This is a genomic window from Oceanobacillus caeni, from assembly GCF_019037185.1.
In the GTDB taxonomy this organism is placed as follows: Bacteria; Bacillota; Bacilli; order Bacillales; family Amphibacillaceae; genus Oceanobacillus; species Oceanobacillus caeni.
In genome coordinates this window covers 38,773-64,151 of the sequence record NZ_JAHHXM010000003.1, presented here as the reverse complement: position 1 = coordinate 64,151, position 25,379 = coordinate 38,773, and the positions used below count along the sequence as shown (strand labels likewise).

Annotated in this window: 26 protein-coding genes and 1 other RNA gene; 23 read left to right on the top strand and 4 right to left on the bottom strand. The window is 34.2% G+C overall.

Annotated features, from left to right (window positions below):
* The 5 genes from qcrB to KM885_RS02815 all read left to right on the top strand — a co-directional run bounded on the left by qcrB (position 1) and on the right by KM885_RS02815 (position 3,388).
* Positions 1-675, top strand: coding sequence for a menaquinol-cytochrome c reductase cytochrome b subunit (gene qcrB, locus KM885_RS02835; protein WP_047185028.1), 675 nt, complete (start codon positions 1-3; stop codon positions 673-675).
* Positions 676-691: 16 nt separating this feature from the next.
* Positions 692-1,468 (top strand): menaquinol-cytochrome c reductase cytochrome b/c subunit, encoded by a 777-nt coding sequence (locus KM885_RS02830; protein WP_047185029.1) that lies wholly within the window; start codon positions 692-694, stop codon positions 1,466-1,468.
* A gap of 196 nt (positions 1,469-1,664) precedes the next feature.
* Positions 1,665-2,231, top strand: coding sequence for a lipoprotein heptaprenylglyceryl N-acetyltransferase LhaT (lhaT, locus tag KM885_RS02825; RefSeq protein ID WP_047185030.1), 567 nt, complete (start codon positions 1,665-1,667; stop codon positions 2,229-2,231).
* 155 nt (positions 2,232-2,386) lie between these two features.
* Positions 2,387-2,644: a sporulation protein YpjB gene (locus KM885_RS02820; RefSeq protein WP_047185031.1), complete on the top strand. Its 258-nt coding sequence runs from the start codon at positions 2,387-2,389 to the stop codon at positions 2,642-2,644.
* A gap of 66 nt (positions 2,645-2,710) precedes the next feature.
* A complete protein-coding gene (locus tag KM885_RS02815) occupies positions 2,711-3,388 on the top strand; it encodes a zinc metallopeptidase (protein ID WP_370447401.1) in 678 nt (225 codons plus the stop codon).
* 32 nt (positions 3,389-3,420) lie between these two features.
* Here the strand turns inward: KM885_RS02815 and KM885_RS02810 are convergent, their stop codons facing one another.
* Positions 3,421-4,296 (bottom strand): YitT family protein, encoded by an 876-nt coding sequence (locus KM885_RS02810; protein WP_204798102.1) that lies wholly within the window; start codon positions 4,294-4,296, stop codon positions 3,421-3,423.
* Between the two features lie 436 nt (positions 4,297-4,732).
* Between KM885_RS02810 and dapB the strand changes: the two genes are divergently transcribed.
* The 10 genes from dapB to nth all read left to right on the top strand — a co-directional run bounded on the left by dapB (position 4,733) and on the right by nth (position 15,522).
* Complete coding sequence (dapB, locus tag KM885_RS02805) at positions 4,733-5,524, top strand: 4-hydroxy-tetrahydrodipicolinate reductase (RefSeq protein ID WP_216883500.1); 792 nt, start codon at positions 4,733-4,735, stop codon at positions 5,522-5,524.
* A gap of 215 nt (positions 5,525-5,739) precedes the next feature.
* Positions 5,740-6,861 carry an N-acetyl-alpha-D-glucosaminyl L-malate synthase BshA gene (gene bshA / locus KM885_RS02800; protein WP_047185034.1) on the top strand — a complete coding sequence of 374 codons (1,122 nt, stop codon included), beginning with the start codon at positions 5,740-5,742 and terminating at the stop codon, positions 6,859-6,861.
* A 15-nt stretch (positions 6,862-6,876) separates the two neighbouring features.
* Positions 6,877-8,076 carry a CCA tRNA nucleotidyltransferase gene (locus KM885_RS02795; protein WP_047185035.1) on the top strand — a complete coding sequence of 400 codons (1,200 nt, stop codon included), beginning with the start codon at positions 6,877-6,879 and terminating at the stop codon, positions 8,074-8,076.
* Positions 8,052-9,035 (top strand): biotin--[acetyl-CoA-carboxylase] ligase, encoded by a 984-nt coding sequence (locus KM885_RS02790; protein WP_047185036.1) that lies wholly within the window; start codon positions 8,052-8,054, stop codon positions 9,033-9,035. Before KM885_RS02795 ends, KM885_RS02790 begins: the two co-directional genes overlap by 25 nt.
* Positions 9,036-9,095: 60 nt before the next feature.
* Positions 9,096-11,897: an ATP-dependent DNA helicase DinG gene (gene dinG, locus KM885_RS02785; RefSeq protein ID WP_216883499.1), complete on the top strand. Its 2,802-nt coding sequence runs from the start codon at positions 9,096-9,098 to the stop codon at positions 11,895-11,897.
* Between the two features lie 291 nt (positions 11,898-12,188).
* The gene (locus tag KM885_RS02780; RefSeq protein WP_083452534.1) at positions 12,189-12,362 is read left to right on the top strand and encodes a YpmA family protein; all 174 of its coding nucleotides are present in this window, start codon (positions 12,189-12,191) and stop codon (positions 12,360-12,362) included.
* Complete coding sequence (locus tag KM885_RS02775) at positions 12,325-12,858, top strand: cell wall elongation regulator TseB-like domain-containing protein (RefSeq protein ID WP_145542865.1); 534 nt, start codon at positions 12,325-12,327, stop codon at positions 12,856-12,858. Before KM885_RS02780 ends, KM885_RS02775 begins: the two co-directional genes overlap by 38 nt.
* A gap of 17 nt (positions 12,859-12,875) precedes the next feature.
* Positions 12,876-14,063 (top strand): pyridoxal phosphate-dependent aminotransferase, encoded by a 1,188-nt coding sequence (locus KM885_RS02770; RefSeq protein ID WP_216883498.1) that lies wholly within the window; start codon positions 12,876-12,878, stop codon positions 14,061-14,063.
* Between the two features lie 121 nt (positions 14,064-14,184).
* Complete coding sequence (locus KM885_RS02765) at positions 14,185-14,865, top strand: DnaD domain-containing protein (protein ID WP_047185040.1); 681 nt, start codon at positions 14,185-14,187, stop codon at positions 14,863-14,865.
* Positions 14,866-14,871: 6 nt separating this feature from the next.
* A complete protein-coding gene (nth, locus tag KM885_RS02760) occupies positions 14,872-15,522 on the top strand; it encodes an endonuclease III (RefSeq protein WP_216883497.1) in 651 nt (216 codons plus the stop codon).
* A 26-nt stretch (positions 15,523-15,548) separates the two neighbouring features.
* On the opposite strand, the gene KM885_RS02755 is transcribed toward nth, so the two are convergent.
* The 3 genes from KM885_RS02755 to KM885_RS02745 form a co-directional block, all read right to left on the bottom strand.
* Complete coding sequence (locus KM885_RS02755; RefSeq protein WP_216883496.1) at positions 15,549-18,380, bottom strand: PBP1A family penicillin-binding protein; 2,832 nt, start codon at positions 18,378-18,380, stop codon at positions 15,549-15,551.
* A 128-nt stretch (positions 18,381-18,508) separates the two neighbouring features.
* Entirely contained in the window at positions 18,509-19,099 is a 591-nt protein-coding gene (gene recU, locus KM885_RS02750; protein ID WP_204798108.1) for a Holliday junction resolvase RecU, read from the bottom strand.
* 525 nt (positions 19,100-19,624) lie between these two features.
* Complete coding sequence (locus KM885_RS02745) at positions 19,625-19,732, bottom strand: spore protein (protein WP_191963090.1); 108 nt, start codon at positions 19,730-19,732, stop codon at positions 19,625-19,627.
* A gap of 162 nt (positions 19,733-19,894) precedes the next feature.
* On the opposite strand from KM885_RS02745, the gene KM885_RS02740 reads away from it, so the two are divergent.
* From KM885_RS02740 to KM885_RS02705, 8 genes are all read left to right on the top strand, one after another.
* A complete protein-coding gene (locus KM885_RS02740; protein WP_047185044.1) occupies positions 19,895-20,101 on the top strand; it encodes a hypothetical protein in 207 nt (68 codons plus the stop codon).
* A gap of 62 nt (positions 20,102-20,163) precedes the next feature.
* The gene (locus KM885_RS02735) at positions 20,164-20,514 is read left to right on the top strand and encodes a DUF1798 family protein (protein WP_047185045.1); all 351 of its coding nucleotides are present in this window, start codon (positions 20,164-20,166) and stop codon (positions 20,512-20,514) included.
* Positions 20,515-20,529: 15 nt separating this feature from the next.
* Complete coding sequence (locus tag KM885_RS02730) at positions 20,530-20,928, top strand: cytidine deaminase (protein ID WP_047185046.1); 399 nt, start codon at positions 20,530-20,532, stop codon at positions 20,926-20,928.
* A 182-nt stretch (positions 20,929-21,110) separates the two neighbouring features.
* Positions 21,111-21,428, top strand: a complete 318-nt coding sequence (gpsB, locus tag KM885_RS02725) for a cell division regulator GpsB (RefSeq protein ID WP_204798110.1) — start codon at positions 21,111-21,113, stop codon at positions 21,426-21,428.
* 70 nt (positions 21,429-21,498) lie between these two features.
* An RNA gene (gene rnpB / locus KM885_RS02720) (RNase P RNA component class B) lies at positions 21,499-21,881 on the top strand.
* Between the two features lie 122 nt (positions 21,882-22,003).
* Complete coding sequence (locus KM885_RS02715; RefSeq protein ID WP_047185048.1) at positions 22,004-23,134, top strand: THUMP domain-containing class I SAM-dependent RNA methyltransferase; 1,131 nt, start codon at positions 22,004-22,006, stop codon at positions 23,132-23,134.
* Between the two features lie 576 nt (positions 23,135-23,710).
* Positions 23,711-24,799, top strand: coding sequence for a type III polyketide synthase (locus tag KM885_RS02710; protein ID WP_047185049.1), 1,089 nt, complete (start codon positions 23,711-23,713; stop codon positions 24,797-24,799).
* Entirely contained in the window at positions 24,796-25,320 is a 525-nt protein-coding gene (locus KM885_RS02705; protein ID WP_338113654.1) for an isoprenylcysteine carboxyl methyltransferase family protein, read from the top strand. Before KM885_RS02710 ends, KM885_RS02705 begins: the two co-directional genes overlap by 4 nt.
* The last annotated feature ends 59 nt before the right edge of the window (positions 25,321-25,379 follow it).

Here is a 25,379-nt window from a genome sequence, read left to right as displayed (position 1 = left end):
ATGCTTCAAAAAATGTATGATTGGATCGATGAACGTATAGATATTACGCCTATTTGGCGTGATATTGCTGACCACGAAGTACCTGAACATGTTAATCCAGCGCATCATTTTTCAGCATTTGTTTATTGTTTTGGCGGATTGACATTTTTTGTAGTCGTTATTCAAATCCTATCTGGAATGTTTTTAACGATGTATTATGTTCCGGATATTGAAAACGCTTGGAAATCTGTATACTACTTACAGACAGAGGTAGCACATGGCCAAATTGTTCGTGGAATGCACCATTGGGGCGCAAGTGTTGTTATTGTAATGTTACTATTACATACGTTGCGAGTGTTTTTCCAAGGTGCGTATAAGAAACCTCGTGAATTAAACTGGATTGTTGGGGTTTTAATATTCTTTGTTATGTTAGGCCTAGGATTTACTGGATACCTATTACCATGGGATAACAAAGCATATTTTGCAACTCAAGTAGGTTTAGAAATTGCTGAACAAGTTCCATTAATCGGGACACAATTAAAAACATTGTTAGCAGGGGATGCATCTATTGTTGGGGCACAGACATTAACTCGATTCTTTGCTATCCATGTATTTTTCTTGCCAGCAGCATTATTCGGACTTCTGGCTGCACACTTTATCTTAATCCGTAGACAAGGTATTTCTGGACCACTATAAAAAGGAGGGGAAAAGCATGCATAGGGGTAAAGGTATGAAATTTGTTGGAGACTCTCGTATCTCCTCGGAAAAAACATCGCAGATACCAAAAGATTATTCTGAATATCCTGGTAGAACCGAAGCATTTTGGCCCAACTTTTTATTAAAAGAATGGTTAGTAGGTGCAGTATTCTTAGTAGGATTTCTTTGTTTAACATTAGCACATCCATCACCATTAGAAGGAATGGCAGATCCAACTGACGCTGCATACATACCGCTACCAGACTGGTATTTCTTATTCTTATATGAACTTTTAAAATATGAATTTGCTAGTGGAGATTGGGTATTATTAGGTATTCTTGGAATTCCTGGTATTGTTTTTGGGTCATTATTACTTGCTCCATTTTTGGACAATGGGCCGGGACGCAGGCCGCATCAACGTCCTATTGCAGTGGGAATGATGATACTAGCATTGATAGGAACTATTTGGTTAACATACACATCTGCTTCTCACGTAGATTGGGAAGCAAGAGCTGAAGCAAATAAACCAGTTCCTCAATCTTCTGTCACAATTGACACGGATCATCCTGGGTATGCTGTTTATGAAAACAGCTGTATGACTTGTCATGGTGGCGAATTAGAAGGTGGACCAGCAGCACCGACTCTAGTTGGTACTGAACATTCTGCAGAGGAAATTGCCGATATCGCAGTTAATGGTACTGGATCAATGCCTGCAGGAATATTTACTGGTTCAGATGAAGAGTTAGAACAATTAGCCGATTTCATTGTTACAGTTAACGAATCAGCTGAATAATTAAACGATAAATAAGAAGCACCTTCACTGAGTAGGAAGGTGCTTCTTATTTAGTAAATAGGAACGTGTGAAACTTTCTCTCTGTATAGGTGCAACTAATGCAATCACTAAACTGTAATAGCGAATGCCACGTTTTCTAAACATAACGATAGGACTTAGTAAAGTAACACTTTATCAATAAAGGAATGATGAGAAAATGTTAAAAATGATATTACTTGACAAACGTTTTCTAATTGGATTATTTTTCGTAAACTTATTAGGGACTATTTATGGGTACTATTGGTACAAAGATCAATTAGCAATCACCCCACCAATTTTCTTACCATTTGTTCCAGATAGTCCAACAGCTAGTTTATTTTTCACCATTTTTTTAATTGCTTTTATCTTCCATAAACATTTACCCTATATTGAGGCTTTAGCAATTACAACTTTATTCAAATATGGCATTTGGGCAGTAGTGATGAATATTTTCACCCTAGTAATAGAGGGTTATTTACATTGGACAGGTTATATGTTAATTATCTCCCATTTAGGTATGGCCATTCAGGGATTGCTATATGCGCCATTTTATACAATAAAGTTAAAGCATATCGCAGTAGCAGCAATATTTGTTTTACATAATGATATCATCGACTATGTATTCGGAATGATGCCAAACTATTCATCTTTACATAATTATATGGATGGTATAGGTTATTTTACTTTTTGGTTAAGTATTATTTCCATTTTGATTGCTTATGGATTAACTGTTAAAAATAATTAGAAAACGTGGGATTCGCTAATAGGTTCGACAAATGGCTTAATGGCAATTATGTAGGATAAGAACGTTTATTCTTTGTTGCATATCTAGAAGATAGTTAGTTATATAATAGAACTCCATAACATACATTGAATTAAGACGTATGTGGGGTGATCTCTATGGATAATAAAAAAGTGCATCGTGTGTTAACGTTTACATTGCTCATAGGGATAATCGTATTTCAACTAGGAAATCATACAGTAGAAGCAAGTTCCATTCGTGCAAGTTTCTTCTCGATTAATATATTTGAGTGGAGTCCGATTATATGGGCGGTAGTTATTGTTGCTGGAAGTATTGGGATTACATTATCTTATGTAAGTTGGAGAAAATATAAGGGTGAAAAAAAGCATAATAAAAAAGATCGTCATAATAATTGACTAAATTTATTAATTTGACTAAAATTGACCTTAAGAAAGATAGAAATTTTTAATGGAGGAATGAAGATGGCAGGGTATATCATTTACATCGCTCTTTTACTCATAATTCCCTTATGGGCACAGTCAAAAGTTAAGAATGCCTACAGAATATACTCCAAAAAACCGACGTCTTCGCATATGTCCGGAGCAGAAGTAGCAAGGAAAATATTAGACGATAACGGTTTGTATCATGTAAGCATTGAAGAAACAAGAGGAGTTTTATCGGATCATTATGACCCACGTAAAAAAGTTGTAAGACTTTCTACTGACAACTATCATGGTCATTCAATGGCTTCATCAGCAGTCGCTGCGCACGAAGTTGGTCATGCCATTCAAGATGAACAAGAATATGCTTTCTTGAGGTTTAGAAGTGCTTTAGTACCTGTGGCAAATATTGGGTCAAATTTATCATTTTTCTTTATATTTGCTGGTTTAATTTTTGGTGCAATGAATTGGCTTCTTTTAGGTATTATCTTTATGTCAGCTGCTGTACTGTTTCAACTGGTTACTTTACCTGTTGAATTCGATGCTTCAAACAGAGCGATGTCCCAACTTGTTTCCTCGGGTATTATCCGGAATAATGAGGAAAGGGAAACGAAAAAAGTTCTCAATGCTGCTGCTATGACATATGTTGCTGCTGCTTTAACAGCTGTAGCAGAGTTAGTAAGGTTTATTTTAATATTTGTAGCTGCAAATGATGATTAAAAAAGGATGGTGCTTACCATCCTTTTTTCGTATTATTCTGTTAGAGGATTTTTATTTTCATCTAACGTAAATCCTTCTCCTAATACATCGTGTACGGTTGTAACCGCAACAAATGCGTGTGGGTCTACGTTTCGAATAATACTTTTTAGACGAACAATTTCGTTTCTTCCTACAATACAGTATAGAACATCGCGTTTTATACCAGAATAGCTTCCACGTCCATCCAAAACAGTGACTCCTCGATCCATTTTCTTTTTTATTAATTCTGCGATTTCATCACTGTGATCGGAGATGATTGTCGCCCCTTTTGCAGAATAAGCACCTTCCTGTAAAAAATCAATTACTCTTGCAGCGACATATACTGCTACTAACGTATACATTCCTTCACTTAATTCTAGAATGACAAAAATAGAGGTTGTAATAACTACTAAGTCAAAGAGAAACATCGTTCGTCCCATTGACCATCCAACATTTTTATTGACGATACGTGCGATAATGTCTACACCACCGGTTGTTCCGCCATATCTAAATATAATTCCTAATCCAATTCCGATAAATACTCCGGCAAATAAAGCAACTAGGAACATGTCATGCTCTAAATGAATGACAAATGGTTTAATTTGAAATAAACGTAAAAACAAGGAAACTGCAAAGGTACCTATAATCGTATAAATAAATGTATTCCTACCTAAAAATTTCCAACCAATAAAAAATACAGGTATATTCAAAATGATATTTGTTATAGCTGGATCGATTCCCCATAAAAAATAAAGCAACAATGTAATACCTGTAAATCCACCTTCCCCTAAATTATGTTGCATATTAAAATGAACGATACCAAATGAAAAAATAGCAGCACCCAAAAGAATAAATAAAATATTTTTAATCCTTAAACCAAATATACTCATTTAAAATTCCTCCTGTTAATCTTTAAGCCGTTTATCGTGTCTCCATAGGATGTAGAATAAATAAATAATGATGGCAACCATCAAGTCTTTAGGTTCCCTAAACATGTAAGGAAGAAATTTCTTCCTTAAATTTTTCACTTTATTATTAGTATAGACAAATTTAGCTTCTATGTAACATTTTTATAGAAGTATATGATTTGTCAAATCGCCCTCAATTCGCTAACATTAAAGAGATATCTTAAATAAAGGTAAGTGAAATAGAGAAACCAATTTACAATACAAAAAGAAATTGAGGTAAATGCCTTCGTTACACATATGCAGACGGGAAAGATTATAACGACCTATCTAAAGTATTTGATTTAGCAATTACGAAGTTTAAAACAAAAGATATGATCGATGGATACCTATAGACTAATATGATTTGGAGGAATTAACGATGATTAACATTATAATTGCAGGACCACGTGGGAAAATGGGATCTGAGGCAGTAAGAATGGTTACAAATGAAGAAAATTTCCGTCTTGTTGCATGCTTAGACAATAAGAATAATGGAAAAAAATTAATGGACCTAACGCAATTCCCTAATCTGGATGTACCAATTTTTGAAGATATTGATGAGTGTTTTGATTCAGTAGAAGCAGATGTTCTAGTTGATTTAACTATACCAGAGGTAGGATACGTACATACTAAAAAAGCAATTGAACACAATATTAGACCGGTTATTGGGACTACAGGATTTTCTCAAGAGCAAATTACGGAACTCAAAGAATTAACTAAAAATAAAAACCTAGGTGGAATTATTGCGCCAAACTTCGCCATCGGTGCTGTACTAATGATGAAATTTTCGCAAATGGCAGCAAAATATATGCCAGATGTAGAAATTATCGAAAAGCATCACGATAATAAATTAGATGCTCCATCTGGAACAGCTGTGAAAACGGCTGAGATGATTAGAGAAACGAGAGAGTTAAAATCTCAAGGTCATCCGGATGAAAAAGAAACATTGAATGGTGCACGTGGGGCAGAAATGGGTGGCATGAGGATTCACAGTGTTAGATTACCTGGGCTTGTTGCACATCAAGAAGTTATTTTTGGTGGGGATGGACAATTACTTTCCATTAAACATGACTCATTTAATCGTGCTTCTTTTATGGATGGAGTTAAATTTTCTGTGGAAAAAGTTTTTGAACTCAATGAGCTCGTTTATGGGTTGGAAAATGTTATTTAAGTGAGAGTTCAAAAGGAGAATGAGGAGGACCGAGGTTCGAGGCGGCGTAGCATTTGAGTACCGGAACGTGTTCAGTAAATACGTAAGAAACGTATTTGCGCAGGACGTGTGCGATCTTAGTAGAAGTTCCTAGAAACGTCGAAGTGTCATATTCACCGGACTTTTTGAACAACTTCTTTAATTGGAATTAAAAAAACAAAGGAAGAGAGAAAAATATGAAAATAGGAATTACATGCTACCCCACAGTCGGTGGTTCAGGAGTGATCGCTACCGAACTTGGAAAAATGCTTGCGGAAAAAGGCAATGAAATTCACTTTATCACATCAAGTCTTCCTTTTCGTTTAGATAAAGTTTACCCTAATATCTTTTATCATGAAGTGGAAATGGGACATTATCCTGTTTTTCAATATCCACCGTATGACTTAGCTTTGGCGACTAAAATGGCAGATGTGATTGATCAGGAAAAGTTAGATGTCTTACACGTACACTATGCTGTCCCACATGCTATTTGTGCCATTTTAGCAAAAGAGATGGCAGAGCACGATGTGAAAATTGTAACAACACTTCATGGAACGGACATTACGGTATTAGGAGTAGATAATACCTTTAAGAAAATGATTAAATATGGGATTGAACAATCGGATGCTGTAACAGCCGTTTCCAATAATCTAGTAGAACAAACAAAAGACATGCTTAAAACGACTAAAGATATTTCCGTTATTTATAATTTTATAAATGAACAAGAATATTACCGTAAGGACAATAAAATGCTGAAGAGGGAATTTGGAATATCACCAAATGAGAAAGTGGTTATCCATATATCTAACTTCCGAAAAGTAAAAAGAGTGGATTTAATTGTTAAGACATTTAATCGTATTAGAAGTAAGGTTAATAGTAAGTTACTTTTAGTCGGTGACGGTCCGGAATATTCGGATATCGTTCAATTAGTACATAAATTGGGACTGAATGACGACGTATTGTTTTTAGGAAAACAAAATAACATAAGTGATTTATTATCCATATCTGATTTAATGCTCTTACTGTCTGAGAAAGAAAGCTTCGGCCTAGTATTGTTAGAAGCAATGGCATGTAAAGTTCCTTGTATTGGAACAAATGTTGGAGGAATTCCTGAAGTTATTAAACATGAAGAAACTGGTTTTATCGTTAAATCTGGAAATATTGAACAAGCATCGAATTATGCGATTAAATTGTTTGAAGACGATAAAAAGTTAGAACAGTTTTCCAAAAATGCCTATAATCATGCCAAAACAACTTTTAAATCTGAACAAATTGTTAACCAGTATACAAAATTATATTTCGATGTAATAAAAAAATAAGAAATGGTGAGTGGAATGATTAGTGAGCCATTTATAAAAGCAAGGCCGGTTATAGAAAATATTGAAAAACATGACCATCAAGCTTATTACGTTGGTGGTTGTGTTCGTGATTTTTTATTAAAGCGACCAATTGGGGATATAGATATTACAACTTCTGCAACTCCAACTACCATTCAACAAATTTTCCCAAAAGTTATTCCGGTTGGGATTGAACACGGCACCGTCATTGTTGTCTATGATGATGTACCTTATGAAGTAACTACTTTCCGAGTGGAAGGAAGATATTCAGACCAACGTCACCCTGATTCCGTTACTTTTATAAATCAACTAGATAAGGATCTAGAACGGCGAGATTTTACGATAAATGCATTAGCAATGGATCTTACAGGAAATATTATTGATCTCTTTGGCGGAAAAGAAGATATTCAAAAAAAGGTTATCAGAACAGTTGGAAACGGCTATGAACGTTTTAAGGAAGATTCTCTACGAATTATTAGAGCGTTAAGGTTTGCAAGTCAACTCGGATTTAAGATCGATCCGCAGACGCTAAAAGAGATGAAAGAAGTAAGTGAAGATATATCTAATTTAGCAATTGAAAGAATCACAAAGGAATTTGGTAAATTGTTCGCAGGTCATTATCTGAAAAATGGAATTCATTATATGAAGGAATCTGAAAGTTATAAGTATCTGCCTATTTTTGCAGATATTCCAGATTTAATCTATAAAGTTCCAGATTCGATACAACCTTTACATTCATTTGGAGAAATTATAGCGTTTTTTCATTTATTAGATACAAGAGTTAGTGTGATAGAATGGGTGAAGAAATGGAAATGTTCCAATCAAGTTAAACAGGAAGCTGTTGCTATTGTACAAGCCTATTCCTTATTTGAAAAATACGGAATTGATAAATGGCTCGTATATACGCTTGATCGAAGGTATTATAAGGGTTTTACCAATATCATGAATATTTTTCACCCTGCATTACTGGATGAAAATGATTTGGACAAGGTATACAACTCGTTACCGATACAGTCTCGTCAAGAACTATGTGTTAACGGTAATGATTTAATATCCTGGTACCCGAATATAAAAAAAGGACCGTGGATTCAAAAATTATTAACGATGGTTGAAAAGGAAATTGTTTTTGGTAATCTGAAAAATAGAAAAAACGATATAAAGGATTGGATAAAATGGAATCCACTCGAAATAAATTAATTAATCTCTTGTCAAAAAATAATGATCAATATATTTCCGGTCAAATGTTATCGGATGAATTAAATATTTCAAGAAGTGCGGTTTGGAAACATATAAACGAATTAAAAAAAGATGGTTATGAGATAGAAGGTAAGTCTAACAAAGGTTATCGAATTATTAAATTCCCAGATAAAATGAGTGAAAATACGATTAAATGGGGATTAAAAACAAAATGGTTAGGTAAAAATATTAAGCATTTTGATACAGTAACATCCACCCAAACGGTAGCCCATGAAGAGGCACAAAATAATGCAATAAATGGAACTGTGATAGTTGCGGATGAACAAACTAAAGGGAGAGGTAGAATCACTCGTAATTGGCAATCTACGAGTGGGAAAGGGGTTTGGCTTAGTATGATTTTAAGGCCAGAAATCCCCCCTCAAGAAGCACCAAAATTGACATTATTAACTGCAACAGTATTGGCTGATGTTCTTCGTAACTATGTTCACGTTGAACCACAAATTAAATGGCCGAATGATATCTTAATTAACGGTAAGAAGACAGCAGGTATATTAACTGAAATGCAAGCTGAACAGGATCGTATATGGTATGTTATTGTTGGCTTTGGGCTAAATGTAAATCATACAATTGAAGAACTACCGGAAAATATAAACTACAAAGCAACATCACTAAGGGTGGAAACAGATACTGAATGGAAACTAAATGATTTAATTCAAGAAATATTAGTTACATTTGAAAAAACATATGATTATTATTTAGAACATGGTTTTGCAGACATTAAAGAGAAATGGGAAAGTTATGGTTTTAAAATGGGGAAAGAGATTTCAATAAAAACAATGAAAAGTCATTGGAAAGCTCCATTTCTTGGAATAACGAATGACGGGGCACTTATTACCAAAGATATGGATGGAAATAGAACAACACTGTATTCAGCTGAAATTGATTGGTTTAAAGATTAACAAAGAGGTTGCAATAGAATCCGGTTCATTCAGGATTTAGAAAGGTAGGTGGACTAACTAATGGAAAATAGATATGTAGTCATTGATTTAGAAACAACTGGTCATTCCCCAGTAAATGACGATAAGATTATTGAAGCGGGTATTGTAGTCATTGAAAACGACCAGATAATAGAAACGAAGTCAAGTTTTTTTAATCCTAATAAATCTATTCCACCTTTCATAACTAATCTTACCGGAATAAATAATGAAGACGTGAAAGATGCGCCTTTTTTTCATGATAAAGCTGATGAAATTATTTCTTTATTTAAGGATAGTTACCTTGTTGCACATAATGTACCTTTCGATTTAGGTTTTTTAAATGCGGAATTGAGGAATAGTGGAAAAAACGCCCTAAATAATCCAATAATTGATACAGTAGAATTATCTCGTATTTTGTTCCCACAATCACCGAGTTATAAGTTGAGCCAGTTAGCTGAATTTTTGGATATTTATCATGACGATCCACATCGGGCATTATCAGATGCTTATGTTACAGCGAAAATACTTTTGAAGTTAAAAGAAAAGTTATTTTCGCTTCCATATGAGACATTGGATACATTACTTAAACTAGAAAACATGTTTAAGTCTGATTTAACTAGTTTATTATCCAATAGACTAAAGGAATTGGCGTTTTCAACAGAAGAGGATGCAAATGTGGAAGTTTTTCAAGGTTTGGCGTTTAAAAAGACAGAAAGTATTGCCCAACCCAGCAGTACGGATATCCAGTCGTTTGGAGATTTTCTGGACGTTATATACGAAGAAAACGGGACATTACAGCAAAATATGAATCATTATGAAAAAAGAATGGGACAAAGGGAAATGTCTGAAGCCGTCTTTGATTCTTTTCAAGGAAAAAAACATGCCCTAATCGAAGCAGAAACGGGTACAGGAAAGTCATTAGCCTATTTAATACCGGCTATCCATGACTCTGTTAAATCAAAACAGAGGATTATTATTAGTACTTACACGACTCAGCTTCAATCCCAATTACTCGATGAAGACATTCCATTACTTGAAAAAATCGTACCTTTTCCATTTCAGGTTGCCTTATTAAAGGGAAAAAGTCATTATATTAGCTTAGAAAAATTTGCTCATGAATTGCAACATGGTAATAAAGATAATTACGATATTATTTTAACAAAAGCAATGATATTAGTATGGCTTACCGAAACGGAGACAGGGGACATAGATGAGATAAACTTACCTGCTAGTGGTTATTTATTTTATAAAAATGTTTCAACAGAGTCAGAAGGTGTTTTAGATCCTTATTCCCCGTGGTTTTCTAAATCGTATTATCAAAAAGCGAAAAGAAGAGCTCAGCAAGCTAATATTATTATTACGAATCACGCTCTATTATGCACGGATATATTTAATGATAACCAATTTTTACCACCCTATAAAAAGGTAATAATTGATGAAGCCCATCATTTTGAAGAAACGGCAGCACATCATTATGGGTTAAAGTTAGACTATATAACGATTCAGTATACACTAAATCAAATTGGACATTCTCATGAAAATAATAAATTACTTGGAAAAGTTATAGCCCCTTATGCGTTACAAGTAGAAAATCTTATGAAGCAATGGGATGATATTCTCGATTCCACTAAATATGAAGTAGAAGAATTATTCCGAACTCTGTATCATTATGTTCTCGGTATGAGAAGAGATATGGCTTTAAGTGATATAGGAAGAGTTCAATATCGATATGAAAAGGAAAAAGAGGACTATAAAACTTGGAATGTTATTACGGAGATGGCAACAAGATTAACGTTTTATTTTAGAGATTTAATTCACGTTATCTCATCTTTAGAACAAAAATTTGATCAGGAAGAATGGCTAGACAAATATGATAAAGAAGATTTAAATGGATTAAAAGTTCTATTACAAAACTTCATTGATAGTCTTGAAATTTTAATTATCTCAGATATAGACATTCCACAGGCGAAGTGGATTGAAATCGATACAAAAGGAAAGAACAATGCTGTTTACTTATATTGTGAACCGACAGATATTTCATCACTTCTTGCTGAGCAATTTTTTGATGAAAAGGAAAGTGTTATTTTAACTAGTGCTACGTTAACAATGGCTAATTCCTTCTCTTTTATGGTGGAAAGGTTAGGTTTATCAAATAAACCTTACATTACTCAAAAAATAACCTCACCATTTTCGTATCGAGATCAAGTACAATTATTGATACCAAATGATTTTCCAGAAATTAATTACAGGAACATGGATGATTTTATATTGGCTACAAGTGAAACAATTTTAGATTTGGCTAATATTACTGACGGAAGAATGTTAGTACTTTTTACATCTTATGATATGTTAAAAAAGTCGTATAAAATACTTAAAGAGAAAATGGATATTGGTCAATATATGCTTATTGCACAGGGGATAACAAGTGGAAGTAGATCAAGATTAAAGAAAAACTTCCAATCCTTTAACCAATCTATACTTTTAGGAACCAGCTCTTTTTGGGAAGGAGTCGATATACCGGGTGATGACCTATCTTGTTTAATGATTGTTAGGCTACCATTTCAACCACCTAACCATCCGGTTTATGAAGCAAAAGCTAATTATTTAAAAACAAAACGGAAAAATCCTTTCATGGAATATTCGCTACCAAATGCTGTTATTCGTTTTAAACAAGGGTTTGGTCGATTAATACGATCTTCCAATGACCGTGGAATTGTTTTTGTTTGTGATGCTAGGGTAATAAAAGCGCGATATGGAAAATATTTTATAAATTCTATTCCAGAAGTACCTATTACGTTTGATTCCACGAATGAGCTTATGGAAAAAGCTAAAAAGTGGTTTTGAACAAAAGCAAAAGCCTTTCGTAGGAGATTAAATGAACTTGATTTTCGAATGTAAACTTATTTTAAAAAAAATACTGATGCAGGAGCATCAGTATAAATGTTTTTTGTAATGGTAGGGGTGTAGAAATTTTTTGTTGAAATTTTATAAAATAAAGCAAATCATTTTTAAAATTGGTATACTAAAGATGCTTCATCTTCATAATATCAACTAATATTATTGTTCACTGTTTTATTAGATCTATAATTAGCAAATTTTGATAATGAATGAAGCACTTTTAATCGGAGGTATATGATGGATCAACATAAAACTAAAACACTTGCCACAGTCAAATTAGAGCATTCATCAGAAATTTATAAAATCGTCGACATTTTAAATCGAACTCTAAAGGGTGATGATTTAATGTTCGGATTAGCATTGGATGAGGAAAATGAAAAACAAGCAGTTTTCACAATCTACAGGACTTAATTGGATACAAAAGTCTTTCATAATTTTTATTGCAATCATTGTAGTTGCTGTCATTTTTGGTGTATATTTATATCTAGGTACAATGAAAAATAAAACAGCGAATTTTGAGCAAACCAAAGAAGTGATTTTGGAGCAAACACCTATTACCAAGGTAGATAAGATCGAGTTATACCATGGAGATGAAGCATACCATTTAGTTTATGGAAGTGATAAAAAAGGGGAAGAACAAATTATCTTTTATCCATTAAAAGGGAAGGAAAAGGACATTACAACAATTAGCATGTCAGAAATCATTCCTAAAGAACAAATCTTACAAAGTTGGCAAAAAAATTGTGCTAATTGTGAACTAAATAAAATTTCTCCTGCCCTGATAAATGATCAATTACTATGGGAGATTACATATTATGACGAGAATGATCGCTATGTTTTAGATTACTTTTCCATTCACGATGGTTCGTCATATGAGCAATATCGATTTAATCGGATGTTTGACTAAAGAGGGGAGACATAGACATGGAATTATCCAAAAGAGTAGAAACGTTAACACCATCATCGACATTAGCTATAACAGCTAAAGCCAAAGAATTGAAAAAACAAGGACATGATGTGATCGGATTAGGTGCTGGGGAACCAGATTTTAATACACCAGATTATATTTTAGAAGCTGCTAAGGAAGCAATGGATAGCGGAATGACTAAATATACTCCTGCAGGGGGAATAATGGAATTAAAAGAAGCGATTGTCCGTAAGTTTAAACAAGATAATCAGCTTTCCTATTCCACAAATGAAATTATCGTAACCTCAGGTGCTAAACATGCATTATACACATTATTTCAAGTGTTATTAAACGACGGAGATGAAGTAATTATACCTGCTCCTTTCTGGGTTAGTTACCCTGAACAAGTTAAATTAGCTGGAGGTACTCCTGTATTTGTTTCTGCGTTAGAGGAAAATGAATTTAAATTAACTCCAGGTGAATTGAAGAAGGCAGTTACAGACAGAACAAAAGCCGTCGTTATTAACTCACCAAGTAATCCAACTGGTATGATGTATAGTAAAGAAGAATTAGAAGCTCTAGGAAAAGTTTGTTTAGACCATAATATTTTGATTATTTCTGATGAGATTTATGAAAAACTAATTTATACTTCTGACGAGCACGTGTCTATTGCTTCTATTTCATCTGAATTGAAGGAAAATACAGTAGTTATTAATGGTGTTTCTAAGTCGCATTCAATGACTGGATGGAGAATTGGATATGCTGCAGGACCAGAAGAAATTATTAAAGCAATGACGAATTTAGCATCTCATTCCACTTCTAATCCAACTTCGATTGCACAATTTGCGGCCCTTGCTGCATATCAAGCCGATGAAAGTGCAATAAATGAAATGAAAAAAGCATTTGCCGAAAGATTAGATACCATCTATCGTTTAATTACGGAAATCCCTGGAATTACATGTAAAAAACCTAAAGGTGCTTTCTATGTTTTTCCTAACGTCAAAGAAGCGGTGAAAATGAATGGCTTTTCTAATACAGATGAGTGGGTTAAAGCAATTTTAGAAGAGGAAAAAGTGGCACTTGTTCCTGGTTCTGGATTCGGCTTTGATGACAATGTACGTTTGTCCTATGCGTTAGCAATGGATGAGTTAGTTGAAGCAGCAAAACGAATCAAACGATTTGTTTTAAATCATCAAAATAAGTAATAATATTTTAATTATAAAACCTGTGATTCAGTTAAAATCGACTTCATCATACATTATAAATCCCTTGCCTAAGCAAGGGATTTATTCGTTTTTGTGATATACTAGTAATGAGGTGCTTTACATGTCAAAGTCTTATTCAATTCAACAAGTTTTGTTTGATCAAATTCCTATTCCTGTTGAATTACTCAAGCATTACAGATTCTTAGGTTTAACAGAAGTAGAAACAATGGTCATCCTTCAATTATTTAATTTTTTGAAACAAAATAATGATTTTCCCACACCAAATGAAATTGCAAATCATATGTCGATTGACGAGAAACAATGTGCACAGATTTTACGAAAATTGATTCAAAAAAATCTACTTACGATTGAACAAAAAGAGAATGAACAGCATATTTTAAGTGAGTCTTATTCCTTACAACCATTATTTGATCAATTATATAGTAAGGAATTAGAAGAGAAGGAAAGTTCAGATGGAACCATTTTTATATTATTTGAACAGGAATTTGGTAGACCTTTATCACCTTTCGAAATAGAAATGATTAATGGGTGGCTAGACGAGGATCAAATTGAACCAGCTTTAATTAAAGCCGGATTACGCGAATCTGTACTTATGGGTAAATTAAATTTTAAATATATTGATCGTATTCTTAGGGAGTGGAAGAAGAAGGGAATTCATACAGTTGACCAAGCCAGAAAACAAAGTAGAAATTATCATGGTCAACAAACAATAAAACAAGAAAATGCTCCTAAAAAAAGCGATACATCTATTTATTATAATTGGTTAGAAGGGGAAGATTAGTAAGATATGCTAAATAAAAAGCAAATAAGATTTTGTTTGGACAAAATGGCAGAAATGTTTCCTGAAGCAAAAGGGGAGCTAAATCACTCTAATCCTTTTGAACTAGTCATTGCCGTATTACTCTCAGCACAATGTACAGATAAATTAGTAAACAAAGTTACGGAAAATTTATTTAAAAAATATAAAACACCTGAAGATTATTTAGCTGTATCATTGGAAGAATTACAAGACGATATTAAATCTATAGGGTTATATCGAAATAAGGCGAAAAATATTCGAAAGCTTTGCCAAGTCTTGGTAGATAAATACCAAGGAGAGGTACCAAGAACAAAAGAAGAACTAATGACACTTGCAGGTGTTGGAAGAAAGACTGCTAATGTTGTTGCTTCCATAGCTTTTAATGAACCGGCAATTGCTGTTGATACACATGTGGAACGAGTTTCAAAGAGACTAGGGATTTGTAGGTGGAAAGATTCTGTTATTGAAGTAGAAGAAACATTAATGAAAAAAATCCCAAGAGAAGAATGGAGTATTACTCATCACCGCATGATATTTTTCGGTAGATATCATTGTAAAGCAAGAAATCCCAATTGCCCGGAATGTCCACTATTGGAAATATGTAGAGAAGGACAAAAGAGAATGAAAACAAGAGGATAACCCCTTTATGGAGTTATCCTCTTGTTTTATGCTTCGTTATTTTCTTGTTCCTCATCTTCATTTTGATTTTGATCAGCTTCAACAGGTTCCTCTTCGTTTTCGTTTTCTTCTGGTTCGTTTTCATCCACTTCAGATTCCTCAGGATTTTCCTGTTGTGGTTGTTCTTCTTCTACCGGTGGTTCCTCTTCAGGTTGCTCAGGTTCCTCTGGCTGTTCGGGTTGTTCCGGCTGTCCTTCAGCTTGTCCCGGAACTTTAAATGAAATTGATCTAGATTCACCTCGAACTCCGCTATTTTCTCCATTTTGACCAATAGGGGTTACTTGGATATTATACGTTTCCCCAGGTGTAGAATTACCAATATCAATTCCATTTGCTTCTACATTATTGGAATGTACTTGGCCATTAACAGATACTTCAAATAGTGCTGGTGGACCATTATAATCCCATGAAGCTCTAATGATGCCACTATCTTCTATATAATCGGCTGAAAGATTTTCAACTGGTTTCATATTTCCTTCATCATCTTCTTCACCAGTGTCAATTGTAACTTTTGCTGTTACAGGATCACTTGTACTTCCGTCCGATTTATTAACTGCAACAACTTGTATTTGATAATCACCTGGTTCTACCTTGTTAATGACTAACGAGGTATCTTCTGTAGTTGACAATTCTTTCATTTCTTTCCCATTTTCACTAACACTAACAGTGAAGTTTACATCATCATCATGTTTATAATCCCAAGATACGTCGATAGATTTTGCTTCTTCATTGTATTTAGCATTTAAGTTTGAAACAGGCTTCAATTTATCATATGTCTTCGATACACTAGTTGGTTCAGTGCCTTTAACAAACAGTTCGGTAACAATTCTTGATGATGGTGTATTTGCACTTGGCTTTCTAGCAGGGTTAGATCCTTTTTCTACTTTTGCCTCCACCACAGAATCTGGTTTCTTAAAGTCTGGTGTATCAAGTCCTTCTGAGATTTTAGTCATTGCATGTTTGAAAAGTTGTTGCGATATTTTAGTATCAGGAAGCGCAGCACGCTTAGGTTTGTTTTCATCATCTAATACATATCCACCCGTCCAGGCAGCAATTGTATAGTATGGAGTGTATCCAGCAAACCATGAATCAGGTGAGCCACCACCTTCTAAGTTTGTTGTCCCTGTTTTACCTGCGACAGGAAGTCCCGGAATATTAGCCTGTTTACCTGTACCATTTGTTAATACGCCTTTTAACATATCTGTTACCATGTAAGCTGTATAATCGGCCATTACCGCTTTAGGTTTAGGTGCTAAATCAACTGTTTCACCATCTGGAAATTCTACTTTACTTACTGCATATGGCTCATTGTAAACTCCTTCATTACCGAAAGCACGATAGGCTCCTGCTAATTGAAGTGGAGTAACATTTGTAGATGTACCACCAATTGCATCACGGACATTAATTTGATTGTCAGCAAATTTAATTCCTAGACTTTCAGCAAACTTTTGTGCATTACCTGCCCCAACTTCATCAAATAGTTTTGCAGTAGGGACGTTTAATGATTGTTCCAATGCATATCTTGCACTTATCCAGCCAGCATAACTACGATTCCAGTTTCTAATCGGATTAGATCCGTTTGGTTCATATGGTTTGTCGTCATTAATTTGATGGTAAGTAGAAATCTTGTTATATTCAATTGCTGGACCATAAGCCATAATAGGTTTCGCTGTTGATCCAATTTGACTTCCACCTTGGGTTGCGTAATTTAATTCACCGTATTGCTTAGGGTTTAATCTACCGCCGATTGCTTGTATTCCACCGGTTTTGGTATCTAATACAACCATAGCTCCTTGCATATTTGGCATTTGTTCGAGTGGATAATTTATTGGATTTTCATCGCTATCTTCAAGTAAAAATTCTACATATTCTTGTGCTCCAGTGTCTAGGGTAGTATGGATTACTAAACCGTCTGTGTTTATATCTGCACCATTTAGTTTTTCTTTTATTTCAGCTTCTACTTGTTGAACAAACGCTGCATATTTAAATGTATCTGGCTCTTTATCGGTTAGAAGTGATGCTACATCTACTTGTCTAGCTTCGTTTGCTTCAGCTTCTGTAATCTTATTATGACGAACCATTAGCTTTAATACAGTATTCATTCTTTCCTTCGTTAATTCAGGATTTTGAAATGGATTATAAGCAGTTGGACGCTGTGGTAAGCCTGCTAAAATAGCAGCTTCCGGTAAAGTTAAATCATGTAAATCTTTTTTACCGAAGTAATTTTCGGCAGCTTGTGCGACCCCGTAAGCATTGGCGCCGTAAAAGATTTTATTTAAATACATTTCCAAAATTTCCTCTTTAGAGTACTTTCTCTCAAGCTTTAATGCTAACCATTGTTCCTGTACTTTAAGTTTAATCTTTTTCTCAGGTGATAAAAATGATTTCTCTACAACTTGCTGTGTAATGGTACTTGCTCCTTGTGAACCAAATCCATTTACAACGTTGCCTAATATAGCTCCGCCAATTCTTCTAAGGTCAATACCATGGTGCTCAAAAAATCTAGCATCTTCTGTAGCAGTAACCGCATCGATTAAAATTTGTGGAAGGTCTTCATATTCCACTTTTTTACGATTTGCACCTAATTCTGCAAATTGTTCTCCGTCTTTATCTAATAGGACGGAAGCATATGGATCCTTTAACATTGCCTCATCAATATCAGGAGCGGTAGCAATCCAGTAAGCCCCAACTGCACCTGTTCCGATTCCTATTACCAATATAAAAATAACGATTCCTAATAATATTTTTTTCCATATAGGTTTTTTGGTTGATTTTTTTTGTTTTCTTCTAGCTGAACGAGTTTGGCCCTTTTCTGCCATAGCTCTAACCTCCACTCTTTAAAATAACAATTATATAATGCGAAAAATTATAGAAAATTTGACATTCGCTTTTAAGTTTTAGCGAATGCCTTAGTTGCACTTATGCAGGAAGAACTGTTTCCTTTCTGCTAAAAATATAATTGATCTATAATTGCTAAATAGTCCACACGTTCTTGGTATTTAAAAGGTATCTCAAAAGCATTTTCTTTAAAATGTAAATAGGGAATCGATTTCTTGCCACCATTCATTTTGTCTTTCCAGTATTCCAAAAGTTTTGTTCCTTGAAGCAGATATGTTTCATCAAAAGTAGAAAATCGAATAATAGTAAAACAGATACCACCATGATTAAGAATAGAATTCATGTGTTTTATTTGATGGTCATGAATATTTGCCAGTGGAAAATAGGTTTTATTTTTTGTTTCTTTTGCTTCAAAGTCTACATATTTTCCACGATATAAGCCATTATAATCTGTAGTAGAAGCTTGCTTAAAGTACGCTTCAGTAATGACAGCTGCACTTCGATTAGGATAATTCACTTTAACAATCTGTACCGGTGTAGGTTTTTTATGAATAACTGCTCGATTGGTCTCCAAATAGTACTGATTCGTTACATTAATATCGTCCTCTAGTGACATACCTCTATTACTGAAACTGTGATTCGGTTTTGATCTACTTTTTTTACTAGTCATGTTCTTTTTTTTACCATTTGGATAATTCATTCATATCCTCCTAATCTACAGTATCATACCAAAAAAATAGACAAATGATAACTATAAACTACAACTCTAAAGGAAATGTTTTACCTTTATTATATATCATTGGCGAAAAATGCACAGACTTTAAACACTATAATCTTTCTTGTTGATACCTTCGAAAAATATATTACGAAATTCTTTATTTAATTATAGGGGTTAAATAGCCACTATAAAGGTCCTACGATAACAAAATATATCCTTATTTTGTACTTTTATATTAATGGTTAGTATAGCAACACAAAACCAATGGTCATTCAAAGAAGAGGACCATTGGTTTTCATTTAGCAAGATTAGAAAGTATAAAAATTTAGCCTATAAATCTTGTCATAGAGAAGGCCACGTCCAGCTCCAGCGCCCAGCGACTAGCGAGACTTCCTTCACCTCCGTGCGATAAGTCAACATCGACTCACTCCGTTCGTCGTGTTTCCTTTATCTCCTACGGCTCAGTCCAGTCCGTACGTCGCTAAACGGGCGCTTCCGCTTTTGTTCTTAAGTTGAAGGTCGGTTTGGACCATTTAATTTCTTATCACCTTTAATTTCTGATTTAGATTTACGTTGTTGTTTTTCCTGATTTAATATTTGTTTGCTTTTACTCATTTTTAAACCCCTCCTTCATTTATATTGTGTCTAATTTCATAAAAAAGATTTAGGATTTCCACTTCTTTTGTACGTTTTTTTCTAGTTTTGTCGAAGGGGAAGGAGTTTAAACGCATTTACAGAATATGTTGTTACTAAGCTAAATGGGAATGGGGTGATGGTATGTCAGTTGCAGCACGAAAATTAGACCAATACGCGAATGGTATTAGTATTGATCAATTTGAATCCTCCTTACAACAGATTTCAGATCAGATCCGTATAATGGATGAAAAATTAAACATGAAAACGGAAAATGAAATTTCCTATCGTTACGAAAATCAACAGTATGAAATTTCCAAACTAGAAAATTCTATTAAGAAGTTTATATAATATCCGCTTTAAGGAAAATATGTTAAAGTAAAAAAAGGAATACTAATTAAAGGCGGAAGTTTATGGATTTATTTAAAAATACAGAGTTACTTTTGAATCATTTGATGCATCTTAAGGAATTTTTTGAAGAAGGGAAACCTCCGGATAATATTCGAGATAAAGCTTTCTTCCTCCAGGTAAAGGAAGAAGTAACTCCAATTTATGAATTGTTAGAAGAGTGGGAGGAACAAGCTTTAAAGTCGGTTAAAAACCGAGAGGTGAACATACACCCCGGACAAGTTAATTCTACAAAGGAAAATATGGATCTACTTATCATGCATAGTTATTACAAAGATATACGAAAAAGAAGGTATATGGAGTATCACAAATCGATTCGATATATATTTGAACAAATCATACATGAACTTAAATAAAGGTGAGTGTTGCTAATGTCTACATCAAATTTAATTCAAGAAGCAATTAACATACGAAAAAATGCATATGTTCCTTATTCAAAATTTCCCGTAGGTGCTGCTTTAAAAACAAAATCTGGTAAAATTTATACTGGGTGTAATATTGAAAATGCCGCTTATTCTGTAGGGTGTTGTGCAGAAAGAGTAACCATATTTAAAGCGTTGTCAGATGGTGAAAGTGAATTTATTGAAATGGCGGTTGCTGCGGATACCGATAGGCCTGTTCCACCATGTGGTGCCTGTCGACAAGTAATGAGTGAATTTTTTAACAAAGATATGAAAATATATCTAACCAACCTAAAACAAGAAACAAAAGAGGTTAAAATGGAGGAATTATTACCATTTTCGTTTGGACAACATGATTTATTTAGTTAATATAAACAGGAAGCTGAACCTTACATTCAGTTTCCTGTTTTACACATAAAATAGAATTATTTCACTTTTTCAGCAGGATTTGGAGAAAATAAGAAATGAAGTATGATATAATGTATTTACATAGACACGAATAGTAATAAAAGAGATATATGTAATTAGTGAAGAATTATGAGGTGATACGGATGAGTGTTAAAGGTGTTCGTTTGAGTGGTAAAGATATTCTTGAAAAGGATTTTAAAACTGGAATGCGAGGATACAATCAAGAAGAGGTAGATGAATTTCTTGATATCATTATTCAAGATTATGATTTACTTCAACAGGAGATAAACAGATTACAGCAAGAGTTAGATAAACTGAAGAAAAATAATGATCATGAACAACCTACAAGGGTAAGAGCACCACAGCAACCTACACAAGTAAATTATGATATTTTGAAACGATTATCTAATTTAGAAAAAGCTGTTTTTGGGAAAAAGTTTGTTGATTCAGCAGAAAACTAAACCATCATACCACAATCTACCATTGAATAGTTCGTCTATGCATGTTATGATATAAACATAATTTAATTAGATACTCACGTAATCGCTGTATGATTAATCATGCAGAGGAAAGTCCATGCTCACACAGACTGAGATGTCTGTAGTGTTCGTGCTTGACGAATTCATAAGTCAAGGTAGCTTTTAGGGCTAACGGCAGGATGTATTCCTAAGTCATTTTAGATATGGAATCTAATCCTTGAAAGTGCCACAGTGACGTAGCTGGAATGGAAACATTTCAGGTGGAACGAGGTAAACCCCACGAGTGAGCAACCCAAATAATGGTAGGGGCATCCTTTACTAGGGAATTCAACCGAACGAGGGACAAGTATTTTACTTGTAGATAGATGATTACGCCCGGAGTACGAGGTTAGACCACCGTTTGCAGTACAAAGGGACAGAACATGGCTTATCGAGTATTTAATTGGTCTTAAGTACGTTTTCCTAAACCTTTTTTATAGCGAATGCTATAGAAAAGGTTTTTTTGCCTTTAAGTGTGGTAAACTATAGTAATAAATTTTTTATTTGAAAGGAATTATATGATGCGAACTGTAACATTAATAGCTACTGCGGCAATGGGGTTAGAATCCGTTGTGGCAAACGAAGTACGAAATCTAGGTTATGAGGTAGAAGTAGACAATGGTAAAGTAATTTTTGATGCGCCTATCTCAGCGATACCGAGATGTAACTTATGGCTTAGAACTGCTGATAGGGTTAAAATCCTTGTAGGGGAGTTTCAAGCAACTACCTTTGATGAATTATTTGAAGGTACCAAGCATTTACCTTGGGAGGAATACATTCCAGAGGATGGACAATTCCCAGTTTCAGGTAAGTCTGTCAAATCCGAATTACATAGTGTACCTGACTGTCAGAAGATAGTAAAAAAGTCGATAGCTGAAAAATTGAAATTAAAGCATGGTGTTGTCTATAAAATGCCGGAAACCGGTGCAATATATAAAATTGAAGTATCCATTCTTAAAGATATTGCAACCTTAACTATTGATACTTCTGGAACTGGCCTTCATAAAAGGGGATATCGCGTTGGTCAAGGGGAAGCACCATTAAAAGAAACAATGGCTGCAGCACTCATTTTATTAACCAACTGGAAACCCGATGATCCATTTATTGATCCATTTTGTGGTTCAGGTACGATTCCTATTGAAGCGGCATTAATAGGACAAAATATCGCTCCAGGATTTAATCGAGATTTTGTTTCTGAGGAATGGCCATTAATAAAGAAAAAACACTGGGAAAAAGCATTTGAAGAAGCAGAAGATCAGGCCAACTATGATCAAAAACTATTCATTACAGGTTCCGACATAGACCATAAAATGATAAACATTGCTGAAAATAATGCAATTGAGGCTGGATTGGGTGATTTAGTTACTTGGAAGCAAATGCAGGTAAATGACTTATCGATAAAGGCTAATAATGGATATATTGTGGGGAACCCTCCTTATGGACAAAGACTAAGTGATAAAGAATCCGTAGAAGAAATATATCGTGGTCTTGGTAAGGTTATGGAACAACATCCATCTTGGAGTGTTTATATATTGACGGCTTATGAAGAATTTGAGAAAGCCTATGGTAAAAATGCAACCAAGAAGCGCAAATTATTTAATGGATTTATTCAAACGAATTATTATCAGTATTTTGGGGAGCGTTCTTAATTTTTTCCATATTAAGGTATGGGGGCTGAAAATGCTTATTCAGCCCCGATATTAGCCCCAATTGTAATTTACCGCTGAAATTTCACTCATCGTTTAGGCACTCCTTGACTTTCCACATCTCACACATTTATCAGTAAAGTAGTTATATTTATGTTTCTTAAATAATAATTTGCAAAAAATAGCTTTTATGTTCATTTCGTAACTCCCTTTAATGTTTCTAAGCCACACTCAAGGTTATCACTTGGTGGTTACAACCACGTTACCAATCATTTAATTTATCATGTTTATTTTATTACGGAGTTAGAATTTTAGTACAACTTTAATTTCTATCATCACATTACTTACTTTCCTTTGGATGCGGTAGAATGGAAGCGATGCAAGTACTTATTGTTTTGTACCTCGCGATTACAAGAATATGACAAACCTTTTAATACGCTAATAAATGGTTGAAATTAGACATCTTACCATGATGTCTTTTTTTATATTAATTCTGAGCACCACTACCCCTATGAATGATAACCCTTATTTTGGGAGAACATAAAAATGGGAAAATAAGATAAAAGGGTGATAGAATCCATGCCTTATATTTGTTCCATAGGTACCGCCACACCACGATATAATATGAATCAAGAAGAAATCAAACGATTAGTAAAAGATATATTTAGTTATACAAGTAGACAAGTGGAAAGATTGCTACCGGTTTTTGATAATGCTTATGTTCATGATCGACAGTTTGTAGTTGAAAAATCATGGTTTACAAAAGAGCATAGTTTTGAAGAAAAGAATCATTTATTTCAAAAACTAGCAAAAGAATATTCGGTTCAAGCAATTGATCAATGCTTACAAAACCACGATTTTCTTACTGATGCTATTCCATATGAGGCAATCGATATGATTATATTTGTTTCTAGTTCAGGAATATCAGCTCCTTCGATGGACGTTCATATTATTAATGAGCGTGCCTTTCGTAAAGATGTTAGACGTTTACCTCTATGGGGATTAGGTTGTGCAGGAGGGGCGATGGGGTTGTCCACTGCTTATGATTGGATTTCTGCCAACCCTGATAAAACAGCCCTAGTAGTATGTTGTGAATTATGTAGTCTAACTTTCCAAAAGGGGGATGTGAAAAAGAGTAACATTGTTGGAACTGCCATATTTGGCGATGGAATAAGTTCGGCTTTGGTTGTTGGGGAAAAATCTCGCTATTTAACCTATAGAAAAGTAGCATCCCCAAAGATTGTTTCAACCAGTTCTTCATTGAAACCGAAAAGTATCGATGTGATGGGATGGGATGTAACAAATAGTGGCTTAGAAGTCATCTTTTCCAAAAGCATTCCATCGCTTGTACAATCCTTTTGGAAAGAACATATCGAATCCTTTTTACAAGATCAGCATTTATTTGAAAGTGATATTTTCTCCTATATTGCTCATCCAGGTGGTAAAAAGGTACTCGAAGCTATGGAACATGTCTTACAAACCACTAATAATAAACTAAAACATTCTTATAAAGTGTTATCGGAGCATGGAAATATGTCTTCTTCTACTGTTTTGTATGTTTTAGAAGAATGGATGAAGGAGAAAGTGGGCAATAATAATAGAAGTATCCTATCTGCATTAGGACCTGGTTTCAGCTCAGAATTACTATTATTGGAGTGGGATGAATGATGCACAGTTTGTTCTTATGGCTTCTCTTTATTTTTATTATTGTCCAAAGATTAGTGGAGCTAATAATAGCGAAAAGAAATGAACAATGGATGAAGGCAAACGGAGGGATTGAAAAGGGTAAAGAACATTATAAATGGTTTATCGTTATACATAGTTTATTTTTTATATCTATTCTCGCTGAAGTTGCAATACGAGGTACGGATGGGTATGTGTTAAACAACTTTTTATTTGCGCTCTTTTTGCTTATACAATTAGCAAGGGTATGGTGTATTCAATCATTAGGAAGATTTTGGAATACAAAAATTATCGTTTTGCCGAATGTCGCATTAGTGAAACGGGGGCCGTACAAATATATTAAACATCCTAATTATGTTATCGTTGGATTAGAGCTAATAGTCATACCGCTTCTTTTCGGCGCCTATTACACTGCTTTAATGTTTCCCCTCTTTCATTTGATGTTGATGAAAGTTAGAATTCCTTTAGAGGAAAAGGCTTTGGGAAGGGTAAAGATTAATAAATAAAAGGCTGTTTTCATAGGCAGCATAATCAGACGCTTTTCCGGAATACGGAAAAGCGTCAT

Excerpts from the sequence above, each read along its gene's own strand:
- qcrB (WP_047185028.1), top strand. The coding sequence starts at position 1 with ATGCTTCAAAAAATGTATGATTGGATCGATGAACGTATAGATATTACG.
- KM885_RS02830 (WP_047185029.1), top strand. The coding sequence starts at position 692 with ATGCATAGGGGTAAAGGTATGAAATTTGTTGGAGACTCTCGTATCTCC.
- lhaT (WP_047185030.1), top strand. The coding sequence starts at position 1,665 with ATGTTAAAAATGATATTACTTGACAAACGTTTTCTAATTGGATTATTT.
- KM885_RS02820 (WP_047185031.1), top strand. The coding sequence starts at position 2,387 with ATGGATAATAAAAAAGTGCATCGTGTGTTAACGTTTACATTGCTCATA.
- KM885_RS02815 (WP_370447401.1), top strand. The coding sequence starts at position 2,711 with ATGGCAGGGTATATCATTTACATCGCTCTTTTACTCATAATTCCCTTA.
- KM885_RS02810 (WP_204798102.1), bottom strand. The coding sequence starts at position 4,296 with ATGAGTATATTTGGTTTAAGGATTAAAAATATTTTATTTATTCTTTTG.
- dapB (WP_216883500.1), top strand. The coding sequence starts at position 4,733 with ATGATTAACATTATAATTGCAGGACCACGTGGGAAAATGGGATCTGAG.
- bshA (WP_047185034.1), top strand. The coding sequence starts at position 5,740 with ATGAAAATAGGAATTACATGCTACCCCACAGTCGGTGGTTCAGGAGTG.
- KM885_RS02795 (WP_047185035.1), top strand. The coding sequence starts at position 6,877 with ATGATTAGTGAGCCATTTATAAAAGCAAGGCCGGTTATAGAAAATATT.
- KM885_RS02790 (WP_047185036.1), top strand. The coding sequence starts at position 8,052 with ATGGAATCCACTCGAAATAAATTAATTAATCTCTTGTCAAAAAATAAT.
- dinG (WP_216883499.1), top strand. The coding sequence starts at position 9,096 with ATGGAAAATAGATATGTAGTCATTGATTTAGAAACAACTGGTCATTCC.
- KM885_RS02780 (WP_083452534.1), top strand. The coding sequence starts at position 12,189 with ATGGATCAACATAAAACTAAAACACTTGCCACAGTCAAATTAGAGCAT.
- KM885_RS02775 (WP_145542865.1), top strand. The coding sequence starts at position 12,325 with ATGAAAAACAAGCAGTTTTCACAATCTACAGGACTTAATTGGATACAA.
- KM885_RS02770 (WP_216883498.1), top strand. The coding sequence starts at position 12,876 with ATGGAATTATCCAAAAGAGTAGAAACGTTAACACCATCATCGACATTA.
- KM885_RS02765 (WP_047185040.1), top strand. The coding sequence starts at position 14,185 with ATGTCAAAGTCTTATTCAATTCAACAAGTTTTGTTTGATCAAATTCCT.
- nth (WP_216883497.1), top strand. The coding sequence starts at position 14,872 with ATGCTAAATAAAAAGCAAATAAGATTTTGTTTGGACAAAATGGCAGAA.
- KM885_RS02755 (WP_216883496.1), bottom strand. The coding sequence starts at position 18,380 with ATGGCAGAAAAGGGCCAAACTCGTTCAGCTAGAAGAAAACAAAAAAAA.
- recU (WP_204798108.1), bottom strand. The coding sequence starts at position 19,099 with ATGAATTATCCAAATGGTAAAAAAAAGAACATGACTAGTAAAAAAAGT.
- KM885_RS02745 (WP_191963090.1), bottom strand. The coding sequence starts at position 19,732 with ATGAGTAAAAGCAAACAAATATTAAATCAGGAAAAACAACAACGTAAA.
- KM885_RS02740 (WP_047185044.1), top strand. The coding sequence starts at position 19,895 with ATGTCAGTTGCAGCACGAAAATTAGACCAATACGCGAATGGTATTAGT.
- KM885_RS02735 (WP_047185045.1), top strand. The coding sequence starts at position 20,164 with ATGGATTTATTTAAAAATACAGAGTTACTTTTGAATCATTTGATGCAT.
- KM885_RS02730 (WP_047185046.1), top strand. The coding sequence starts at position 20,530 with ATGTCTACATCAAATTTAATTCAAGAAGCAATTAACATACGAAAAAAT.
- gpsB (WP_204798110.1), top strand. The coding sequence starts at position 21,111 with ATGAGTGTTAAAGGTGTTCGTTTGAGTGGTAAAGATATTCTTGAAAAG.
- KM885_RS02715 (WP_047185048.1), top strand. The coding sequence starts at position 22,004 with ATGATGCGAACTGTAACATTAATAGCTACTGCGGCAATGGGGTTAGAA.
- KM885_RS02710 (WP_047185049.1), top strand. The coding sequence starts at position 23,711 with ATGCCTTATATTTGTTCCATAGGTACCGCCACACCACGATATAATATG.
- KM885_RS02705 (WP_338113654.1), top strand. The coding sequence starts at position 24,796 with ATGATGCACAGTTTGTTCTTATGGCTTCTCTTTATTTTTATTATTGTC.